The organism is Candidatus Poribacteria bacterium (genome assembly GCA_021295715.1).
Taxonomy (GTDB): domain Bacteria; phylum Poribacteria; class WGA-4E; order WGA-4E; family WGA-3G; genus WGA-3G.
Genome location: JAGWBV010000103.1, coordinates 10798 through 11634 on the forward strand (window position 1 = coordinate 10798; position 837 = coordinate 11634).

At 58.8% G+C, this 837-nt stretch carries 2 protein-coding genes; both read left to right on the top strand.

Annotated elements, in window-relative coordinates; all coding sequences use genetic code 11:
• On the top strand, positions 1–641 hold a 641-nt coding region (locus J4G07_19590), incomplete at its 5' end, for a hypothetical protein (protein MCE2416193.1).
• 8 nt (positions 642–649) lie between these two features.
• Positions 650–837 (top strand): hypothetical protein (locus J4G07_19595; protein ID MCE2416194.1); only part of this gene is annotated, 188 nt, incomplete at its 3' end.

The following is an 837-nucleotide window of genomic DNA, read 5'->3' on the forward strand; positions in this document are numbered from 1 at the left end:
CCACCGCCCACCCTCAGATGATGGAGCTATTCACCAAACTTTTCGGTGACCGCTTCATACTCGACCACTGCAACATGCTCAACCGGACACCGGGCTCAATAGGGCGGCGGTGGCATGCTCACCAGTATCGGCAGGGGCAGTACGAGGTCGAAGATCCGATCGGTACCGGACACGCCCTGACCACCGAGTTTCTGCAACGGCAGTGTATTCGGACGCTCTGCTACCCAGAAGGTGCAACCCTCGAGGAGGGTGGGGAACTTGGCGTCATCCCAGGCGCGCATCTCTACCGCATTCCGTATAAATGGAACACCGAGCGACCCGATGATGATGCCGCCATGAAAGCGGGCTGGCTGAAGGGAAAGGTCCACGCCTTCACGGGCAAGCCGTTGGAAATGGTACGCTTCTCGCTACCGCCCGGGAGCATGGTCTCGTTTCCGCATCACATGCCGCATCATGTCGGCCATCGCAAGCCCGGAACCCCGACCCGATGGGGCTTGCTGATAGCGTATCGGACACCAGACCCCGACGCAAGCCCGGCCAAGTGGACAAATGCTGCCCATTGGGTGGAACGGGCTGCGGCGGAAGGAAGGCTCTCCGCTGCCGCACGCCGAGTGCTTGAGGCGGACAATCCCCTCGACTGAGTGGACGGATGAACACGTCAAAACGGTTCGATACTTCCTTAAACCCGACGAGCAAATCTGTTGGCATATCCTCGCGGGCAGTTCTCATTGGGCTCGTCTGTGCCGCCGGGGAATGTCTGATTGCGCCTTACAATGATTACGTGATTCGCAATGTCTTTCTCGCTGGCGGTCATTTTCCTGTCGGTCCATTTTTTGT